11 protein-coding genes are annotated in these 15,988 nt (G+C 60.4%); 4 read left to right on the forward strand and 7 right to left on the reverse strand.

Features of this window, described 5'->3' with window-relative positions; all coding sequences use genetic code 11:
- Window positions 1-131 precede the first annotated feature (131 nt).
- Window positions 132-1,076, reverse strand: coding sequence for a 23S rRNA pseudouridine(955/2504/2580) synthase RluC (gene rluC / locus OKB81_RS13820; RefSeq protein WP_201896700.1), 945 nt, complete (start codon window positions 1,074-1,076; stop codon window positions 132-134).
- A 414-nt stretch (window positions 1,077-1,490) separates the two neighbouring features.
- Between rluC and rne the strand changes: the two genes are divergently transcribed.
- Complete coding sequence (rne, locus tag OKB81_RS13825) at window positions 1,491-4,616, forward strand: ribonuclease E (protein WP_160838120.1); 3,126 nt, start codon at window positions 1,491-1,493, stop codon at window positions 4,614-4,616.
- A gap of 646 nt (window positions 4,617-5,262) precedes the next feature.
- On the opposite strand, the gene OKB81_RS13830 is transcribed toward rne, so the two are convergent.
- From OKB81_RS13830 to apbC, 4 genes are all read right to left on the reverse strand, one after another.
- Entirely contained in the window at window positions 5,263-6,735 is a 1,473-nt protein-coding gene (locus tag OKB81_RS13830) for an inorganic phosphate transporter (protein WP_041211421.1), read from the reverse strand.
- A 319-nt stretch (window positions 6,736-7,054) separates the two neighbouring features.
- Window positions 7,055-7,636, reverse strand: coding sequence for a dCTP deaminase (dcd, locus tag OKB81_RS13835; RefSeq protein ID WP_010674732.1), 582 nt, complete (start codon window positions 7,634-7,636; stop codon window positions 7,055-7,057).
- Window positions 7,637-7,699: 63 nt separating this feature from the next.
- Complete coding sequence (gene udk / locus OKB81_RS13840; RefSeq protein WP_010674731.1) at window positions 7,700-8,344, reverse strand: uridine kinase; 645 nt, start codon at window positions 8,342-8,344, stop codon at window positions 7,700-7,702.
- 108 nt (window positions 8,345-8,452) lie between these two features.
- Window positions 8,453-9,535: an iron-sulfur cluster carrier protein ApbC gene (apbC, locus tag OKB81_RS13845; RefSeq protein ID WP_160838118.1), complete on the reverse strand. Its 1,083-nt coding sequence runs from the start codon at window positions 9,533-9,535 to the stop codon at window positions 8,453-8,455.
- Window positions 9,536-9,720: 185 nt separating this feature from the next.
- Here apbC and metG point away from each other — a divergent pair, with 185 nt between their 5' ends.
- Entirely contained in the window at window positions 9,721-11,754 is a 2,034-nt protein-coding gene (gene metG / locus OKB81_RS13850) for a methionine--tRNA ligase (RefSeq protein WP_053288196.1), read from the forward strand.
- A 71-nt stretch (window positions 11,755-11,825) separates the two neighbouring features.
- On the opposite strand, the gene OKB81_RS13855 is transcribed toward metG, so the two are convergent.
- Both OKB81_RS13855 and OKB81_RS13860 read right to left on the reverse strand, forming a co-directional pair.
- Complete coding sequence (locus OKB81_RS13855; protein WP_125117264.1) at window positions 11,826-12,560, reverse strand: CHAD domain-containing protein; 735 nt, start codon at window positions 12,558-12,560, stop codon at window positions 11,826-11,828.
- A 12-nt stretch (window positions 12,561-12,572) separates the two neighbouring features.
- Window positions 12,573-12,845, reverse strand: coding sequence for an acylphosphatase (locus OKB81_RS13860; RefSeq protein WP_010674727.1), 273 nt, complete (start codon window positions 12,843-12,845; stop codon window positions 12,573-12,575).
- An 85-nt stretch (window positions 12,846-12,930) separates the two neighbouring features.
- On the opposite strand from OKB81_RS13860, the gene OKB81_RS13865 reads away from it, so the two are divergent.
- Window positions 12,931-14,361: a methyl-accepting chemotaxis protein gene (locus OKB81_RS13865; protein ID WP_125117263.1), complete on the forward strand. Its 1,431-nt coding sequence runs from the start codon at window positions 12,931-12,933 to the stop codon at window positions 14,359-14,361.
- Between the two features lie 183 nt (window positions 14,362-14,544).
- A complete protein-coding gene (locus tag OKB81_RS13870; protein ID WP_270665042.1) occupies window positions 14,545-15,738 on the forward strand; it encodes a class I SAM-dependent methyltransferase in 1,194 nt (397 codons plus the stop codon).
- Window positions 15,739-15,988: the final 250 nt, after the last annotated feature.

The following is a 15,988-nucleotide window of genomic DNA, read 5'->3' on the forward strand; positions in this document are numbered from 1 at the left end:
CTGCGCGAGCAGCTATCACCCAGTAATGGGAATCCCCCTCCTGTGACGCGAAGCGCTAAGGTGGGGGAGGATGTCAAAACAAGAACTCTGCCATGAAAAACGGGAGCCAAGGCTCCCGTTTTTCATGGTTGTCAGCGTGGCAGCTTGGCGAGGAACGCCTCAAGCTCCGGTGACAATGGCGCTTCCACCTGCATCTCCCGGTCGTCCACCGGATGAGTAAAGGTGAGCTTCCAGGCGTGCAGGAACAAACGCTTTAGCCCCTGCCCTCGCATCTTTTCATCAAACCCGGCCTCACCATATTTGTCATCGCAGGCGATGGGATGGCCGGCGTGCTGGGTGTGGACACGGATCTGGTGAGTACGGCCAGTGATGGGACTGCACTCGACCAGTGTGGCCTCGGCAAACTGACGGGTAATCCGGAACCGGGTCTCGGAAGGTTTGCCATCGCTGCTGACCCGCACCACCCGCTCGCCGGATTGCAGATCATTTTTGCGAAGTGGCGCATTGACCACCTTGACGTGGGGTTGCCACTGGCCGCGCACCAGCGCCAGATACTGCTTGCGCATGGTCTTGACCCGCAACTGCTCGTGCAGGCTGCGCAGGGCACTGCGCTTCTTGGCAACCAGCAGCACGCCGGAGGTGTCGCGATCCAGCCGGTGCACCAGTTCGAGGAAACGGGCTTCGGGGCGCAGAGCACGCAGCCCTTCGATGACGCCAAAACTGAGGCCGCTGCCGCCGTGCACTGCCATGCCGGACGGCTTGTTTAGCACTATCATGGCGTCGTCTTCAAACAGGATCTGGCTCTCCAGACGCTGGATGCTGCCGAGGTTGGCAGAAGGCAACTCATTCTTCTCGGCCACACGCACGGGGGGCACCCGCACCTCGTCACCGGCACAAAGCTTGTATTCCGGTTTGATGCGCTTCTTGTTGACCCGCACCTCCCCTTTTCGAAGGATGCGATAAATCAGGCTCTTGGGGACGCCCTTTAACTGAGTCTTGAGAAAATTGTCGATGCGCTGCCCGTCATGCTCAGCTTCGATGGTGAGCAGCTGCACTTGTTGATGTATCTGTGTCATGGCGCGGATTTTAACACCGCCGACAGCCCTTGGCTGCATGCTTTGTTAAAAAATGGCGTCTTGCTATAAAAGTGGTTTAAATGGGATAATAAACAAGGTTTTGTCATTGTGTTCAAGCCTTGTACTAAGTGGCCAAAATGTATGCCACCCAATCCCGAAACACCGTGTATACAAGAACATGACGGTTCCCGGGTGCGAGGTACAACGCATGGAGAACACAAACAGAGCCGACGTAAATTGTCTCCACATCGGTATCCTTAATTCACGCCCTCTCGAGAAGGCTGAACCAGAGTGCCCTTAGTTTGCGCCTCATGCATACCCCAACCGGGAGGTTGCCCCAGCATGCTGAAGACCCGAGGCCGGCGCCGGCAGGACCCAGTGGAGGAATCAAAATGACAAAATAATGAGAACTCAATGAAAAGAATGCTAATCAACGCGACTCAGGAAGAAGAGTTGCGCGTAGCGCTGGTTGACGGACAACAGCTCTACGATTTGGATATTGAAAGTCCGGGACACGAGCAGAAAAAAGCGAACATTTACAAGGGCAAGATCACCCGAGTAGAACCCAGTCTCGAAGCTGCTTTTGTTGACTATGGCGCCGAACGCCACGGTTTCCTGCCGTTAAAGGAAATCGCCCGCAATTACTTCCCCTCCGGTTACTCCTATCAGGGTCGTCCCAACATCAAAGAAGTGGTCCGCGAAGGCCAGGAAGTGATTGTCCAGATCGACAAGGAAGAGCGTGGTACCAAGGGTGCAGCCCTCACCACCTTCATCAGTCTGGCTGGCAGCTACCTGGTGCTGATGCCGAACAACCCCCGTGCCGGCGGCATCTCCCGTCGCATCGAGGGTGACGAGCGGACCGAGCTGAAGGAAGCCCTGAGCGGACTGACCGTGCCGGACGGCATGGGCCTCATCGTGCGCACTGCCGGTGTGGGCAAGTCCCCGGAAGAGCTGGAGTGGGATCTGAACGTTCTGCTCAATCACTGGGACTCCATCCACAAGGCGTCACAACAACGTTCCGCTCCGGTGCTCATTCACCAGGAGAGCAACGTCATCGTGCGCGCCATCCGTGACTATCTGCGTCGCGATGTGGGCGAGATCCTGATCGACAACCCGGTCATCTTCGAGCGCGCCAAGTCGCATATCGAGCTGGTCCGCCCCGATTTCCTCAATCGCGTGAAGCTGTACAAGGGCGATGTCGCCCTGTTCAACCACTTCCAGATCGAGAGCCAGATCGAATCGGCCTTCCAGCGCGAAGTGCGCCTGCCCTCCGGCGGCAGCATCGTCATCGACCCGACTGAAGCACTGACCTCCATCGATATCAACTCCTCCCGCGCCACCAAGGGCGGCGATATCGAAGAGACCGCCCTGCAGACCAACCTGGAAGCAGCAGACGAGATCGCCCGCCAGCTGCGCCTGCGTGACCTGGGTGGCCTGATTGTCATCGACTTCATCGACATGACCCCGGTTCGCAATCAGCGCGAAGTGGAAAACCGTCTGCGTGAAGCTGTGCATCAGGATCGTGCCCGCATCCAGCTGGGCCGTATCTCCCGTTTCGGTCTGCTGGAGATGTCTCGCCAGCGTCTGCGTCCCTCCCTCAACGAGTCCAGCAGCCATATCTGCCCCCGTTGCCAGGGTCAGGGGGTCATCCGTGACAATGAATCCCTCGCCCTGTCCATCCTGCGTCTCATCGAAGAAGAGGCCATGAAGGACAATACCGAGCAGGTGCATGCCCAGGTGCCGGTCGATGTGGCCGCCTATCTGCTCAACGAGAAGCGTACCTCCATCGCCAATCTGGAACAGCGCAATGATGTACGTGTCTACATCATTCCGAACCAGCATCTGGAAACCCCGCACTACGAAGTGACCCGCATCCGTCAGAACGAGATCCCGGAAGCGGCCAGCTACGAGCTCAAAACCGAGATTGCCAAGCCGGTCTATCAGCCGCGCCAGGCTCAGGTAGTCGAGCGTGAACAACCGCTGCTGCAAGGGTTTGCCCCGGCTCCTCAGCCGGTTGCGCCCGCCGCCCCGGCTCCTGTTGCGACTCCCGCTCCGGTTGCAGAACAAGTCGGCTTCTTTGGCAAGCTGGCCAAGGCCTTCTCCGGCCTGTTCGGTGCCTCCTCCGATGCGGCTCCGGCCGAGGTGAAGGCGCCTGCCGACAAACCGGCCGCCCAGCGCGAAGCTCGCAAGGATGACGGGCACCGTCACCAGCGCGATGAATCCCGCAGCCGTGGTCAACGTGGTCGTCGCGACGACAACCGCGGCAGTCGCAATGCCGAGGCCGGCGAGAAGCGTGAAGGCGCAGCCAGCCGCGAGAGCAGTGATCGTAATCGTCGCCCGCGCAAAGAGCGGGAACCGCGCCAGGAACGGGAACCCCGTGGCGAAGTGCGCACCGAACAGCGCATGGAGCGTGAGCCTCGCGAACCCCGCCAGGAGCGCGAACCTCGTGCCCCGCGTCCGGCTCGTGAACCTCGCGCCCCCCGCGAACCCCGTGCCGAGGTGATCGTCGAGGAGGTTGATACCGTTGATACTGCGGTCACCAGCGCTGAACCGCGTCAGGAAAAAGAGCAAAAAGTGGCCGAGCGCCGCGAACGTCGCCAACTGCGCAAGCAGATCCGTGTCGATGTCGCCGCGACCGACACCCCTGCCCTGCCGACTGACGAGCAAATCATCGATGTCGCCGACGTGCAAGCCGCCGCTGAGCAGCAAGAAGAGCAAGGCGAAGGTCAGCGTCGTTCCCGCCGTACCCCGCGCAATCAGCGCATCGAAGGGCAACGTCGCAAGCGCATCAACGAAGAGGCTCGTGGCCAGCGTGAAGACGAAGCACAAGGTGAAGTGCAGCTGACTACCGCGGCCCAGGCCGATGCGGCTCAGGTGAAGGTGGAAGAACCGGTTGTGCCTGTCATCACCATTCCGAGCGCAGAAGCGGTTGCAGCCGCCCTGCAGGCCTCCGCCGCACTGACCGAACACGTGGTGGCTGAAGCCGTTGCTGAGGAAGCGGCAGAGCAGGCACTGGCAGCCCAGGCTGTGGACGCGCCCTCCACTGACGAAGTTGAGCAGGTTGCGCAAGCAGACGCTGAACCCGTCGCCGAAGTGGCAGTTGTCGAACCCGAGATGGTCGAACCTATCGTCGACACCGCCTCTCATGACAAACCTGTCGCCGTGATCGACGCTGTCGAGCAGACCCAGCAAGTGGAGGCCATCCCAGAAGAGGTTGCACCGGTTGCTGAAGCGGCACCTGTCGCGATCGCTGAGGAGACGGCCACCGCCGAAGCGGAGGTCGTCGAGATGCCGGCTGCCGTGGTGCAAACCGAGCCAGCAACCAGCCCCGAAGTGAAGGTCAGCAAGGGTGCCGGTGTATTGGCCCGTGCCCGCAAGGCTTATGCCCCCATGGCAACGCCGGCTGCGGCTCCTGCCCCGACACCCCGTGAACCCGTGGAGTACGCTCCCCTGGTACGCAGCGAAGTCGTGACTTCCGGTCGCCACGGTGGCAGCACCGCTGCCAGCAACGTGGCAACCAGCCCAGCCGGTCGCCCCTGAGCAGACTCGTTAGTCTGAATAAAGAGCCACACATTGTGTGGCTCTTTTTTTATCTCTTTTTTTGGGCTGACATCGCCTTGCTCTCCCCCCTGTCCGTTCTTCGATATCCGCCGCTTTCCCGATGTTCAGCGACCACACACAGTCCAAACAAGACGTGAATAACACACCAGACAGAGAATTCATCTCTGTCAAAGCATCACGACATGCTCTGCTTTGTCGACAGGTCCGTGCATTGACAGCATATGAAGCCATTGGCAAACAGTCTGGCAGCGTTCCCCTTTGGTAGCACAGTCGGTGTGTTCAGTGGTGGCTGAGACAACCCAGGTTGAACGGGAATGCCAGACATAGGGCAACCTGTGGCGCTCTTCACTCTCATCATTTCTGGTGAGGATCATAGACCCGTTGAACGCCCTCCCTTCAGCTTCACGTGCAAGTGTTAGCTCGTAACAAGGATGCTGCCCTCACTGTGCACAACAGGGTGGTTCAGGGATGTAGAGAAACAAGGAGGTGATAGATATTGCTGTTCAACTGCTTGTCTGATGGCATATAGCCATCGCTCATTGAACTATTGCCGTATGACGTGACATTCACCAGGCAACAAAAAAGGGCCCGAAGGCCCTTGTTTCATTTCCAATGACTGTCGCGCTTATCCGCCAAAGAGATGGTTGTTCAGCAGGAAGAGACCGCCGGAGAGCAGCATGGTGAGCGGCAATGTCAGCACCCAGGCCAGCAGAATGGTCTTGATGGTCTGGCTCTGCAGGCCGGACTTGTTGGCCACCATGGTCCCCGCCACCGCAGAGGAGAGAATGTGGGTGGTGGACACCGGCATCCCGGTCAGACTCGCAATCCCGATGGACGCGGCGGCCGTGATCTGGGCTGCAATGCCTTGGCTGTAGGTCATGCCGGAGGAACCGATCTTCTCCCCTACCGTGTAGACGATACGACGCCAGCCCACCATGGTGCCGCAACCGAGCGCCAGGGCGATGGACACGATGACCCAGGTCGGCGCATATTCGGCCGTTGCGGTCAGATCCTTGCGCCATTTGGCGAGATCGGTCAGCTCCTTGGCCGGCAGTGGCAACTTGGAGACCTTGCGGGCAGTGTCGTCGATGCACAGCAGCAGACGACGCACCTCGCGGCGATCCACCAGGTTCATCTCCTCGTAGGTGCGCACCTGGCCCAGACGCTTGTCGAGGGTCGCCATGGCCTGCAGGGCCTCCCCTGCCGCACAGTGACTCATCAGCTCTTCCTGGGCTTTGGCAGGCACACTGAAGTTCACCAGATGGGAAACCTGTTCCTGGTTACGCTGGTAGATCTCCATGATGCGCTGGTTGGCATCCTGGGTTCTGTCCAGATCATAGGAGCGGCTGTTCATGTCCAGCGCAAAATAGGCAGGTGCCATGCAGATCAGCACCAGCATCACCAGACCGATGCCTTTCTGACCATCGTTGGAGCCGTGCACGAAGCTCACCCCCATCGCGGAGCAAATCAGTGTGACACGGGCCCAGAACGGTGGATGCTTCTTGCCGTCCACCAGCAGGCGCTCTTCCGGGGTCTTGTGGATCTTGCTGCCAAGCCATACGCGCTTCATGGCGAACAGCAGCAAGGCGGCAATGATGAAGCCCACGGTGGGAGAGATGATGAGAGAGAGCATGATGTCGATGGCTTTGCCGACGTTGATACCCTCTTTCAGGGGTTGATGGCTGATCAGGGCATAGGCGCCGCCAACCCCCAGGATGGAACCGATCAGGGTGTGGGAGCTGGATGCCGGAATGCCGAAGTACCAGGTTCCCAGGTTCCAGACGATAGCCGAGAACAGCAGGGAGAACACCATGATCAGACCCTGGGTGGAGTCCATGCCAAGCAGCAGATCGATGGGCAGCAGGTGAACGATGGCGTAGGCCACCCCCAATCCACCCAGCATGACACCGGCGAAATTGAACAGACCGGAAGCCACCACCGCCATATGAGCCGGCATCGCCTTGGTATAGATAACCGTTGCTACCGCGTTGGCGGTATCGTGAAAGCCGTTGATGAATTCATAGGCCAGCACAAAAAAAACGGCCAATACCAAACCGATTGACCACCACAAACCCAAACCACTAAACATTTCAAACATAAAAACGAACCTGTTTATGAGTTGCGGCGGATTATGCCAGAAGGCTCGATGCGCCATACCCGTTGTTGAAATATTTCAGCAAAAAAAAAAAAGGGCATTCCGTCAGAAAATGTCTTAGGGCCTGTAGGAACGGGGCTTGTCGAGGATTAATTTAAGTCCATTCCATTGCTGTGGATAGGCGCCAATCAAAGCCTGAGCATAGCTCGATGTCCCGAAAAAGGCCGTTTTCAACCCGCTCGGCACGTCCGTTTCCTTTTGTCAGATATAAAAGAGGGTGCCCTGGCACCCTCCTCGATAGACAAGCCGCACGGTGCGCAGATCAATCCTGGTTGATCCGGCTGGCCACAGCCCCTTGCTGACTCTTGTATTTGGCATTTTCCCGTTTGTTGTACGGGCGAGCCGCGGTACCTGACAGCATCTCGAAGTTCAGAGCACCGATCTTCATCTTGGGACGCAGGGCCAGAGGCAACTTGCCGCCGTTGTAAAACTCCAGCACGATGCGACCGGACCAGCCCGGATCGATGCGGTGGGCGGTGACGTGTACCATGAGGCCGAGGCGCGCCAGGGAGGAGCGACCATCCAGCCAGCCGACGATATCGGCGGGCAAGGTAACCGATTCATAGGTCACCGCCAGCGCCAGCTGACCCGGGTGCAGATAGAAGGCTTCACCGTCCGGCACGTGGATCTCCTCGCTCATCACCCGCTCGATGGCATCGGCCATCTCGGCACTGGTACCGCCAAGGTCGATGTAAGGCGCGGTATGATCGCGAAACACCCGAAACTCGTTGCCCAGCAGCACATCGACGCTGACGCCGCTGATCCGCTCAACACCGGGCCGCGGCTCGATGACGATCTTGCCTTCATCCAGGTGCCGTTCGATATCGGTATCACAAAGACGCATTCTGCGACTCTCCTGACAAAAGATTCATTAAAAAAAGCCGGGCATCACCCGGCTTGTTTTCTCTCAACCAATCAACATATGGCGGATACGCGCCTTGAGCATGTCGATGGCGATGCGGTTCTTGCCGCCACGGGGCACGATCACGTCGGCATACTGCTTGGACGGGTCGATGAACTGCATGAACATGGGACGCACAGTCTTCTGATACTGCTTGAGCACGGAGTCCATGGTACGACCGCGCTCCTGCACATCGCGCACCAGACGGCGCAGCAAACAGATGTCGAGCGGGGTATCCATGAAGATGGAGGCGTCCATCAGTTCGCGCAGGCGGCTGTCGGTCAACAGCAGTATCCCTTCGAGGATGATTACACGGCGCGGTGCAAAGGTGGTGACCTCGGTCATGCGCGTGTGCTCGGTATAGGAGTACTGGGGGATGTTGACTGCCTCCCCTTGCGTCAGCTGGGTCAGATGCTGCACCAGCAGATCGTGATCCAGGGCATTGGGGTGGTCATAGTTGGTCTTGACCCGCTCTTCCATGGTCAGGTGGGTCTGATCACGGTAGTAGCAATCCTCGGTGATCACACCAATCTGACCCGCTCCCAGCTCGGCCACCAGCTCTTCATAGATGGTTTGGGCGATAAGACTCTTGCCGGACGCGGATGCACCAGCAATACCGATGATCACGCAGGAATGTTGAGTATCAGACATTGAAAATACCTAAAGAGAAGAGCACTGGGGATTGTTTAAACCGATCCATTATATGAAAAAGGGGTGGCCATGCCCACCCCAAATCCGTCCCCCTTGGCCGAACGCCGATTATTCGTCCAGCGCCACCGTGTAGAGCGGGGTCGCAATCGGTTTTGCGCTGAAATAGAGCTCGGCCCCTACCCGGCGAGCCAGTTTCAGGTAAGTCTGTGACAGCTCGCCATCCGGCGCACCGAACACGGTGGGGCAGCCTTCATCCATGTGCTGGCGAATGTCGATATGCAGCGGCAGCTGACCAAGCAGCGCCACGTGATACTGCTCCGCCATCTTTTGGCCACCGCCTGTACCGAACAACGGCTCGTGATGCCCGCAGGCACTGCAGACGTGGTAACTCATGTTCTCGACGATACCAAGCACAGGCACATTGACCTTGTTGAACATGGCGATCCCCTTGCGGGCATCTGCCAGCGCCACATCCTGGGGCGTCGTGACGATCACCGCCGCCGTGGTGGGCACCTGCTGGGCCAGCGTCAGCTGGATATCGCCAGTGCCCGGGGGCATGTCCACCACCAGGTAGTCCACCTCGCCCCAGCGGGTCTCGTGCAGGATCTGCCCGAGTGCCTTGCTCGCCATGGGACCGCGCCAGATGGTGGCATCCTGCTCGGCCACCAGATAACCGATGCTGTTGCTCTTGATGCCGCAGGCCATCACCGGCTCCATCAACTTGCCATCAAAGCTGACAGGGCGCTCCTTTAGGGTCCCCGTCATGGTCGGGATGGAGGGGCCATAGATGTCCGCATCCAGCAGGGCAACCCGCGCCCCCTCTTTTTGCAGCGCCAACGCCAGGTTGACCGCGGTAGTGGACTTGCCCACCCCTCCCTTGCCAGAGGCAACCACCAGGATATTGCGGATCCCCTGCACCGCCGCCAGTTGCTGCGCGCGGGGCATGCTGGCCACGTCTATCTCCCCCGTCCAGTCGATGCGGGTCGCACCGGTGACGCTGCGCAGCCGGGAATCGAACTCCTCTTTGATCTGTTCAAAGAGGGACTGGCCGGCAAAGGGCAGCACCAGCGTGATGGCCAGGGTCTGTTCGTGCCGCTCGACGGAACGCACAAAACCGGCCGCGACCAGATCCTTGCCCCATCCTGCCGGCTTAAATTCGGCCAGGATCTGTTTTACTGAATCAATCACCATTAACTCCCCATTATGTTGTCGTTATCCTGAGGTGAACGGTTACCGCACATAAATCAGTGGCTTGCCGACGTCATCGTGATGCCGCCAGTCAGGGCACTGGGGGCCACAACCCTAGGCAGGCCGCCCCCAATTCGGGTAACATGCACGGCACTGTATCATCCCAACAGGCACATAAAGAACGTATTATGGCAACTGATCCTCGTAGAATGCTGGTAACCTGCGCCCTCCCCTATGCCAACGGCTCCATCCATCTCGGCCACATGCTGGAACACATACAGGCCGATATCTGGGTTCGTTATCAGCGAATGCGTGGCCATCAGGTGCATTTCGTCTGTGCCGACGATGCCCACGGCACGCCCATCATGCTCAAGGCTCAGCAGATGGGGATCTCGCCGGAAGAGATGATTGCCGCCGTCTCCCAGGAGCACCAGGGGGATTTTGCCGGTTTCAACATCAGCTTCGACAACTACCACTCTACCCACAGCGACGAGAACCGCGAGCTGGCGGGCGTGATCTATGGCCGTCTCAAAGAGTCCGGCAAAATCAAGATCCGCACCATCTCTCAACTGTTCGATCCGGAAAAATCCATGTTCCTGCCGGATCGCTTCGTCAAGGGCACCTGCCCCAAGTGCAAGTCCCCCGATCAGTACGGTGACAACTGCGACAGTTGCGGCGCGACCTACAGCCCGACCGAGCTGATTGATCCGAAATCCGCCGTCTCCGGTGCGACCCCGGTGATGAAGGACTCCGAGCACTACTTCTTCGACCTGCCCCAGTTCGAAGCCTGGCTCGCCGACTGGGTACGCGGCTCCGGCGCCATCCAGGAAGAGATGGCCAACAAGATGCAAGAGTGGTTCGAAAGCGGCCTGCAGCAGTGGGACATCACCCGTGACGCCCCCTACTTCGGCTTCGAAATTCCCGGAGCCCCCGGCAAGTACTTCTATGTCTGGCTGGACGCCCCCATCGGCTACATGGCGTCGTTCAAGAACCTGTGCAACAAGCGCGGCGACATCGACTTCGACAGCTACTGGAAAGCGGACTCCGACGCCGAGCTCTATCACTTCATCGGCAAGGACATCGCCTACTTCCACTGCCTGTTCTGGCCGGCCATGCTGGAAGGCGCGAACTTCCGCAAGCCGACCAAGGTCAACGTGCACGGCTATGTGACCGTCAACGGCGCCAAGATGTCCAAGTCCAAGGGCACCTTCATCAAGGCGTCCACCTATCTCAAGCACCTGGATCCGGAGTGCCTGCGTTACTACTACGCCGCCAAGCTCAACAGCCGCATCGACGATCTGGACTTGAACCTCGAAGACTTCGTCTCCCGCGTCAACGCCGATGTGGTCAACAAGCTGGTCAACCTGGCCTCTCGCAACGCCGGCTTTATCGCCAAGCGTTTTGACGGCAAGCTGGCCGCCACCTGCGCCGAGCCCGCACTCTACGCCGAGTTTGCCAGCGCCAGCACCAGCATCGCCGAAGCCTATGAAGCGCGCGAATTCAGCCGCGCCATCCGCGAGATCATGGCCCTGGCCGACAAGGCCAACCGCTATGTGGACGACAAGGCTCCCTGGGTCATCGCCAAGCAGGAAGGGGAGGATGCCGAGCTGCAAGCCGTCTGCTCCGTCGGCATCAACCTGTTCCGCGTGCTGATGGCCTACTTGAAGCCCGTCATGCCGCAGCTGGCCGAGCGCGCCGAAGCCTTCCTTGGCGAAACCCTGACCTGGGACGGCATCGCCGCCCCTCTGGTCGACCACGGCGTCGCTCCCTTCAAGGCGCTCTTCTCCCGCATCGAGTCCGCCAAGGTGGATGCCATGGTGGAAGCGTCCAAGGAAGATCTCGCCAAGGAGCAGAGCAAGAAGCCGGCAGGCCCCCTGGTGGACGATCCCATCAGCGAGACCATCACCTACGACGACTTTGCCAAGATTGACCTGCGGGTGGCGCTGATCAAGAAAGCCGAAGCAGTGCCGGAAGCCGAGAAGCTGCTGAAGTTGCAACTGGACATCGGCGGTGAAACCCGTCAGGTCTTTGCCGGTATCAAGTCCGCCTACAACCCGGAAGATCTGGAAGGCAAGCTGACCGTGATGGTGGCCAACCTGGCCCCGCGCAAGATGCGCTTTGGCATGTCCGAAGGCATGGTGCTGGCGGCAGGTCCGGGCGGCAAGGATCTCTGGATCCTCGAGCCCCAGGAAGGTGCCCAGCCGGGCATGCGCGTGAAGTAATACACCCCTTCCCGGACAGTCCCAATGAAAAGAGAGGCCAATGGCCTCTCTTTTTATACCTTGTGGGGTGCTTACTGCCCGCTCTGCAGCAATGCCATGCGAAGGGCGACCAGCTCCGCCTGATGGCAATCCAGTTGCAGTAGTTGGCAGCGGATCTCTGTTTTCAGGGCTCGCCGTTGCTGGCCTCGCCCCGTTTCGCCCCCAAGGCGTCTGAGCCATTGGCGCCTGTCCTGCAATTGCCCAAGCCCCTCCTGCCAGCTCACCAGCATGGACAACCAGGCCGGATCCCCTCCCCCCTGTGCCGTCAGCAGCTCCATCCCGTAGCGCGCCTGTTTCAGCACCAGACGCAGCCGGTGCCAGCACCGAAGTTTCGCCCTGATGCCCACAGGAAGGGAGGTGGTCTTCGCCAGTGCATCCGACAGTGACAGCGCCAGATGCAGCCGAAACAGCGGCAAGAGATCGACATCGACGGGTACCTCTTCCAGTCGGGCCAGCCAACGGGCCAGCGGGCCGGTCAACAGGGGGACCCGTGGCAAGCGGTTCTGCCGAAGCGAGCCACCATGATGCTGCGCATAGACCTGGGCATCGCGCAGGGTGGAGAGCGTGCCGACAGCACGGGTCAATCGCCGCTCCAGCTCGGGCTCATGAATCAGGGGTCGCCACAGGGCGAGCAGCGCCAGCAGGCGGCGGGCCGCGATCCGGTAGGCATGCACCTCTTCCATCCCCTTGTGCTGGCGCAGTGCCAGGGTCGCCCCCCGATATTGCCCAACGAGCCGGTTGGCCTGCGCAATCCCGCTCTCCCCCATGAACCCTCCCGGCTAGTTGGTATGAAAACCGGTTCCGGTGGGTGGCAACGCCTGGGTGCACTCCATTCGGGTGACGGTGGCGGTTCGGGGCCCGTGCTCAAGCCAGCCCAGCATCATCTGTACCTTCTGTTCGGGACCGGCAATCAGGATTTCCACCGAGCCATCTTCCAGGTTGTAGGCATGCCCCCGCAGCCCCAGTTGCAGCGCCCGCTCCCGGGTGAAGTAGCGAAACCCCACCCCCTGAACCTGACCCCACACCCGCACGACAAACGATTGCTCTCCCATTTATCACACCTTTCCCTTAAGTAATTTTTCCCCGGGGCGATAATGAGCGCGACACTCTCTTCCCCTTGCAGGACGCAATACCATTATGAAAGAAGTAAAGTTTCGGTGGGTTGACCGTTATCTCATTCACCTCACGATCAGCGAGAAATTTCTTATCACCTTCTGGTGCCCCCTGGTGTTCATCGCCTTCCTCACCTGGTATCTGCTGGCCGACGGCCATGATCAGGCGATGCAGCTCAGAGTGGATCAGCTAAAATGGCGGGTCGAGACCACGGCCCAGCTGGTGAGCCAGCAGCCGACCCTTACCCTGCCCGCGGATCTCGTACTCACGCCTGGCGCCGCCACCGGCCTTAGCCAGCAGGGGGACATCTTTCGCTATGGCGCCAGCGCAGGTCAGGCGGGCGTCGTCTCCGGCACCCTGGATACGAGTCACTACGCCCTCTGGGATGGCCAGGGCACTACCCTGACCATCATCGCGGTGCTGGCCGCCCTGCTGGCCCTCATCACCCACTATCTGATGACCTTCGTCTCGGGGGCGCTCTACTCCACCAACAAGGCATTGCAGACGGTAGCGAACGGCGATCTCACCTTCCGGCTCAATTTCTTCCCGGTGCGGGACGAGTTCTCCATTCTGGCGGGCAGCATCGACACCTTCACCGACCGCCAGCACAAGATAGTGCAACTGGTGGAAGAGTCCGCCGATGCCCTTACCCTGGCCGCCGACGAATTTCGCGAGCATGCCAGCGACGGCGAGCAGCTTGCCCGCGCCCAGCGCCAGCACATGGACTCCCTGGCCGCCGCCATGGAGCAGATGTCCGCCGCCATCCGGGAAGTGGCCCGCAACGCCAACAACACCCTGCTGCAAACCCGCCAGTCCAGCGACGAGGCGACTCACGGGGCACAGCGGGTGGCACGCACCATCACCGCCATCCGCACCCTGGCGGACGAGATTGGCAATGCCTCGGGCGCGGTCGAGCGGCTGACTCACAACGCCAATCGCATCAACGAAGTGGTCAACGTCATCAACGCCATCTCCCAGCAAACCAACCTGCTGGCCCTCAACGCCGCCATCGAGGCCGCCCGGGCTGGTGAACAGGGACGCGGCTTTGCGGTGGTGGCCGACGAGGTGCGCACCCTCGCCAGCCGCACCCAGCAGGCCACGGTGGAAATCCAGCAGATGATCGAGGAGCTCCAGGCCGGGACCGGGGCGCTGAACGACATCATGGAGAAGACGGTGGGGCGCGCCGCCGACAGCCAGCAGCTCATCACCGAGGTGGGCATGGACATCGAGCGGCTCAGCAACCACAGCGATGCGGTGCTGGAGATGAGCACCCAGATCGCCACCTCCAGCGAAGAGCAGAGTTCGGTGGCCGAGGAGATCACCCGCAACCTCGACAAGGTGCGCCACGAGGCGAGCCGGGTGGAGGAGTCCGCCAGCGCGGCGGTCGCCGGCACCACCGGCCTCAAGGGAACCGCCAGCGAACTCGGTCAGGCGCTGACCGGCCTGCGGATCTGACCACTCCGGCAGGCCATCGTCCAGATGGCCTGCCATGTCTGGGCCAGGCGCTGGGGACGCGCGAAACAGCCCGTCCGACCCTGACCGCGTGAGGATGCACGGATCCCGGTAGACGCGGCTTGCGTGCCTACCCTCACAGCCCCTACTATATGCCCCCTTCTTTTCTACCATCGGCAACTACCCATGAGCGCTTCCATCTATCTCGTCAAAGGCCGCGAAAAATCCCTGCTGCGTCGCCACCCCTGGATCTTCTCCAAGGGCATTGAGCGGGTGCAGGGCAACCCCGTTGACGGCGATACCGTCGAGATCTTCACCCATGACGGCAAATGGCTCGCCCGTGGCGCCTGGTCCGGCAGCTCCCAGATCCGTGCCCGGGTCTGGACCTTCGACAAGGATGAGAGCGTCGATCTCGACTTCTTCATCCGTCGCCTCAAATATGCGCAGGAGTCCCGTGACGGGCTCATCAAGCGTCAGGGCCTCACCGGCTATCGCCTCTGCGCCGCCGAATCCGACGGCCTGCCGGGCCTCACCATCGACCGCTACGCCGACTTCCTGGTGTGCCAGATCCTCTCCGCCGGTGCCGAGTTCCAGCGCGAGCTGATCACGCAAGCCCTGCGTACCCTCTACCCCGAGTGCAGCATCTATGAGCGCTCCGACGTGGCCGTGCGCAAGAAGGAAGGGCTGAAGGAGCGCACCGGCGTCATCCATGGCGAGACCCCGACCGACCCCGTGGTCATCGAGGAGAATGGCGGCGTCAAGATCCTGGTAGATATTCGCAACGGTCACAAGACGGGTTTCTATCTGGATCAGCGGGATAACCGCCTTGCCGCAGCGAAATACACTGAAGGCAAGCGGGTGCTCAACTGCTTCTGCTACACCGGCGGTTTCGGGGTCTATGCCCTCCAGGGCGGTGCCAAGAAGGTAGTCAACGTCGATCTCTCCCAGAATGCGCTGGACATCGCCCGCCAGAACGCCGAACTGAACGGTCTCCTTACCAGCAACACCCAGTTCGTGCGTCACGACGTCTTCAAGCTCTTGCGCGAATATCGCGAGAAGGGCGAGAAGTTCGATGTCATCGTGCTGGATCCGCCCAAGTTTGCCGAGAGCAAGGCCCAGCTGCTGGGCGCCTGTCGCGGCTACAAGGACATCAACATGCTGGCCTTCCAGCTGCTGGCGCCGGGTGGCGTGCTCTTGACCTACTCCTGCTCCGGCCTGATGGAGCAGAGCCTGTTCCAGAAGATAGTGGCCGATGCGGCCCTCGATGCCGGCCGCGATGCCCAGATCCTGGAACTCCTGTCCCAGGCATCCGATCACCCCATCGGCACCGCCTATCCGGAAGGCTTCTACCTCAAGGGGCTGGTAGTGCGCGCCCGCTAAGCCGAGCAGACCAGCGCTGACCTCCCTTGCCCCCGGTTCCAGTTCCGGGTCCGGCAAGCCATCAAGAAGCCCGCGATCGTAGCGGGCTTTTTTTATGCGGCCGCCAAAGAGACAACCTCCCCCCCGACTTTGCCACCAACAGCGATTGCTGCCCCCATCCCTCCTCTTCGACTGTAAGCGTTCACCAGCCCCCCGTTGACAGTCGAATGTGACGATCATCTCTTGATCCCCTTTCGGGGGTTGATAGATC

The sequence above is a fragment of the Aeromonas sp. QDB56 genome (genome assembly GCF_027705505.1).
Taxonomy (GTDB): Bacteria; Pseudomonadota; Gammaproteobacteria; order Enterobacterales; family Aeromonadaceae; genus Aeromonas; species Aeromonas caviae.